The organism is Planomonospora algeriensis, assembly GCF_977012225.1.
This window is the reverse complement of the sequence record NZ_CDRNDK010000490.1, coordinates 1-4,377: the sequence shown is the minus strand read 5'-3', so window position 1 is coordinate 4,377 and position 4,377 is coordinate 1. Positions and strand designations below refer to the sequence as shown.

Annotated in this window: 4 protein-coding genes and 1 pseudogene; 2 read left to right on the top strand and 3 right to left on the bottom strand. The window is 72.4% G+C overall.

What is annotated here, in order from left to right; genetic code table 11:
• Positions 1 to 287: 287 nt before the first annotated feature.
• A pseudogene (locus ACWJ6R_RS30935) lies at positions 288 to 1,741 on the bottom strand (DUF7059 domain-containing protein).
• 142 nt (positions 1,742 to 1,883) lie between these two features.
• Here ACWJ6R_RS30935 and ACWJ6R_RS30930 point away from each other — a divergent pair.
• Positions 1,884 to 2,195, top strand: a complete 312-nt coding sequence (locus tag ACWJ6R_RS30930; RefSeq protein ID WP_449065611.1) for a hypothetical protein — start codon at positions 1,884 to 1,886, stop codon at positions 2,193 to 2,195.
• A 114-nt stretch (positions 2,196 to 2,309) separates the two neighbouring features.
• Here the strand turns inward: ACWJ6R_RS30930 and ACWJ6R_RS30925 are convergent, their stop codons facing one another.
• Positions 2,310 to 2,906 (bottom strand): TetR/AcrR family transcriptional regulator, encoded by a 597-nt coding sequence (locus ACWJ6R_RS30925; protein WP_189239455.1) that lies wholly within the window; start codon positions 2,904 to 2,906, stop codon positions 2,310 to 2,312.
• 173 nt (positions 2,907 to 3,079) lie between these two features.
• Entirely contained in the window at positions 3,080 to 3,826 is a 747-nt protein-coding gene (locus ACWJ6R_RS30920; RefSeq protein WP_449065610.1) for an N-acetyltransferase family protein, read from the bottom strand.
• An 85-nt stretch (positions 3,827 to 3,911) separates the two neighbouring features.
• Here ACWJ6R_RS30920 and ACWJ6R_RS30915 point away from each other — a divergent pair.
• The coding region (locus ACWJ6R_RS30915; RefSeq protein WP_449065609.1) for a winged helix-turn-helix transcriptional regulator at positions 3,912 to 4,377 on the top strand (466 nt) is incomplete at its 3' end.

The window sequence follows — 4,377 nt, the reverse complement described above, 5'->3', positions numbered from 1 at the left end:
AGCCCCCTCGCGGGCTCCTTCGCTCCTCGGTCCAGACGCCGGAGCCCCCTCGCGGTTCGGCCGACGTCGACGGGGTCGTGGTCCGGCCGGCCGTCAGGTCGCCGTGCGGCGCGCAGGGGCCCGGGGTCAACCGGTGCGCCGCACGGTGACCGGCCGCCTCTCACGACGACCGGCCGGACGCGGGCATGGGTCCTTTTCCCCCCGGATCCGTGCCCACGGCCAGAGCCTCCCCCGCCCCGTTCAACGTTCGATCAACAAGCGATCGCGGGATATCCACAGCCTGTGGATCACGACCCTGTGGATATGTGGAAAAACCCTTCGGCGACCAAGGAGCGGATCCTCTCCAGCGTCTCCGTCCGCAGGTCAGCGGAGTCGTCCCCGGTCAGATCGGCGATCGCGGCGAGGAGGGGGGCCAGTGGATAGTCGCCGTCGCAGACCCCGGCGAGGGCCGCCTCCACCGTTCCCACCCGCGCGCTGCGCCGCAGACCGCGCGTCTGCCGGAGCACGATCGTGGCGGGGTCCTCCGCCCCGGGCGTCCCGGCCCGCTCCTCCAGCACCCCCGCGTCCACCACCAGGCGGGCCGCGAGCAGCTCCGCGTCCGTCGTCCGGTGCGCCGTGGCGATCGAGCCGAGCACCTCCTCCAGGTATCCGCCCACGGGGAGCTCCACCCGGTGGCCGTACTCCTCCACCCGGACCACCGGGTCGAGGCTGCCGGAGTCGTGCAGGGTGATCCAGCCGAAGCCGACGCCCGTGACGCGCATCGCCTCGAACCAGCCGAGCCAGTCGTCGTAGAGCTCGCGGTAGCGGGCGGTGCCCTGCTCGGCGGCGTCGCGCAGCCACAGCTCGACGTACTCGGCCGGGTCCTGGACGTCCCGCTGGACGACCCAGCCGTCGCATCCGGTCCCGGCCAGCCAGCCGCCGACCCGGTCGCGCCAGTCCTCTCCCTCGACGTGCAGCCAGTTGGCCAGGAGCTGGCAGGTGCCACCGGGGGCGAGGAAACGAGGCGCCCGCCGTACCAGGTCACGGCAGAAGCCGTCGGCCTCGAAGCCGGACTCGCGGTAGGTGAACCGCCCGGCGGGGGAGATCACGAAGGGCGGGTTGGAGACGACCAGGTCGAACCGCTCGCCCTCCACCGGGTCGAAGAGCGAGCCCTCCCGGGCGTCCACCCCCTCGATCCCGGACAGCGACCAGCTCAGCCGGGCCAGTTCCAGCGCGCGCGGATTGACGTCGGTGGCCGTGATCCGCTCGGCCCGGCCGGCCAGGTGCAGCACCTGGACGCCGCATCCGGTGCCCAGGTCGAGGGCGCGCTCCACCGGGCGGCGGGAGACCAGCTGGGCGAGGTTCGCCGAGGCCCCGCCGGCCCCGACGACGTGGTCGGCGCGGAGCGCGGGTCCCCCGGCCTGACCTTCCGGTCGGAGACCACGTAGCCGCCGGTCTCCCAGGGCTGCAGATGGACCCGCGGCACGATCCGGAGGCCGTCCGCGGCCAGCAGGCCCGCGTCCGCCAGCTCGGCCACGGGCAGGCCCTCCGGCAGGCCGGCGGCCTCCACCGGGACGCCGAGCCACCACAGCCGGATCAGCGTGCCGAGCGGGTCGCCGTCGCGGGTGGCGCGGAGGGCGGGGACGATCTCCTCGCGGGACAGGGCGGTGGCGGCGACGTCGCCGAGACGCTCGCGCACGCCGTCGATGGTGTAGCCGGTCGCGAGCAGCAGTTCGCGGAACCGGTCCAGCGGATCTTTCACGGTTCCATGCTCCCATCACCCACCACATGGAACTCAGGGTGACCAAATCGTTACGCAAAGTGGTAAGCGATCTGTAAGCGGACCTCAAGGGCGAGACGGTAATCCTTGATACCCGCACACACGACCTCCAGAAGGATCCATCATGCTGATCCCCTGCATGGCCTGTGAGTCCCGCTTCCGCCCTGATGAGTACTTCCGCGCCTGCCACGACTACAACCGCGGGCGGGACATGGTCGCCTGGACCTGCCCGCGCTGCGGGAACCAGGACGAGCTGCGAGTCCTCCCCGGAGAGCTCGGGTTCGGCTATCCCCGGAGCGGCAGGTTCGACGTGAGCGACCGCGTCCGCGTGCCCGGCCTCCAGCGGCGCCGCCAGGACCTGCGCCTGGACATCTCTCTGGACGAGAAGGTCTGGCGGGTCCCCACCGGACGGCGCGGCCTGGTGGGCGCCCGCTAGGGCGTCCCTCCGGCCTCACCCCGCCCCGCCCGATCCCCTCTCCCGTCCCGCCCGATCCTCTCCCTCCCGTCCCGTCCGATCACACGGAACGGCCCTCAGCGGCCGGGCCGGATGTCAGGAGGGGTGCTTGCGGAGGCTCTGCCAGGCGGCCCCGCACATGGCGGCGATCTCCTCCTCCGTGGGCTGGTGCGCCCCCGCGAACCACAGGCGGCACATCTCCACCGCCGGACCGAGCCAGAGCACGTAGCACATGGTGGGAGGGACCGGCTGGAGCACGCCCGCCTTCATGTGCGGCCGCCACCAGTCGGCGACGTTGCGGAAGAAGGCCCGGCGCGACTCGGCGACCTCCGGTCCGCCCGGCTCGTCCCGCTTCGGCGGACGCTCACTGATCAGCAGGTTGGCGCGCTCGCGGTGCTCGCCGCACCAGGACATGTGCAGCGCCACGATGGCCTCGACGCCCTCGCGCGCCCCCTCGTGGCTGCGCAACTCGGCGAGGAAGGCGTCCTGATACATGTTCAGGGTCTCGGCGTAGAGCATGCCGAAGACGTGTTCCTTGCTCGCGAAGTGGTGGTAGAAGCTGCCGACGCTGACGCCGCTCTCCTGACGGAGGCTGGCCAGCGTGGTCGCAGAGACACCGTCCTGGCTGAACCGCCGCAGGGCTCCCTCGACGATCCGGGTCCGGCCGTCACGTCCGTTCTTGGCATTCTTCACGAGGTCAATGGTGCGGCAACAGAACCTTGTTCCGCAAATGCCCGCCCGTCACCCCGGACCCCGGCGATCTTACCGCACCCGGCGCACACCCCGTCGCTCCGACCCGAACCCGGCGAACCCGGCCTTCTCCCATTCCCGACCCGAATCCGGCGAACCCGGTGAACCCAGCCCTCTCACATCCCCGGCCCGAGCCTCGACGGCTCCCTGCCCGAACCCTCGCGCAGCACCGCCGTCACCTCCACCGTCCCGGAGGACGCCCGCATGACCGCGTCCGGCCACTCCCTGCCGATCATGGCGAGCACCCTGCGGTTCTCCCCCATGACGTCCATCCCCACCGTCCGCACCCCCCTCGCCCCGGCCCGGCGCAGCAGCCCGCGGACCAGCCGGGAGCCGACCCCGAACCCCTGCCAGTCGTCGGCCACCACCACGGCGATCTCCATCGCGACGCCGCCATCGCCGAAGCCCATCGCGTGCCCCACCACGTCGTTCCCGTGGATCGCCAGCAGCACGTCACGCCGTTCGTCCACCGCCAGCAGGGCGCGGACCAGACTCGCGGCCGGGCGGCCGAGGCCGGTGAAGAACCGCAGGGTCTGCGTGTGCAGTGACAGCCCGGCGAGGAAACGGCGGATCCGCTCCTCGTCATCCGTCCGCGCCGGCCGGATCTCGACGTCCGCTCCCGGGACCCGGATCTCGATGTCCGCCTTCGAAGCCCGGACCCCGGTTCCCGCATCGGACCGCCGGACCCCGGCGTCCGCTCCGGGCATCCCGGCACCGGCGCCGAACGCCCGGTCCCCGGCGCCTTCCCCCTGCCCAGCGGGCCGTACGGCGGCCTGCACGGCGGCCTGCACGGCGGCCTGCACGGTGGGCCGTACGGCCGGCATCGGGCCGCGGCGCGGACGCACCAGCTGAGTTCGAATCATGGACTCAGAATCCCGGGATCATCTGAGTCTGTCAACTAGACTTAGCTCCGTTGGAGGTGGTGCGGTGGCCGCTTACGATGCCTCTATGAGTGAGGCGACCCTCGGTAACGTGCCCTTCCGGGTGGACAACTGCTCGATCGAACGCACGCTGGCCATCGTGGGCGAGAAGTGGACCTTCCTGGTGCTCCGCGAGGCCTTCAGCGGGGTGCGCCGCTTCGCCGACATGCAGGCCGCCACCGGGGCCCCCCGGCAGGTGCTGAGCGCCCGGCTGACCCGGCTGGTGGAGGAGGGGCTGCTCCGCAAGGTCCCCTACCGCGAGCCCGGCCAGCGCCAGCGCGACGAGTACCGCCTGACCGAGATGGGCCGCGACCTCTACCCGATCATGGTCGCGCTGATGCACTGGGGCGACCGCTACCGGTCGGGCCCCGACGGCCCGCCGGTGCTCCTCACCCACCGCGGCTGCGGCGCCCTCGTCGAACAGCGCTTCCGGTGCGCCGAGGGCCACGAGATCGCCGGCCCCCGCGAGGTCACCCCGCTGCCGGGCCCCGGCG

Coding starts and splice junctions, on each gene's coding strand:
- ACWJ6R_RS30930 (WP_449065611.1), top strand. CDS start 1,884: ATGCTGATCCCCTGCATGGCCTGTGAGTCCCGCTTCCGCCCTGATGAG.
- ACWJ6R_RS30920 (WP_449065610.1), bottom strand. CDS start 3,826: ATGATTCGAACTCAGCTGGTGCGTCCGCGCCGCGGCCCGATGCCGGCC.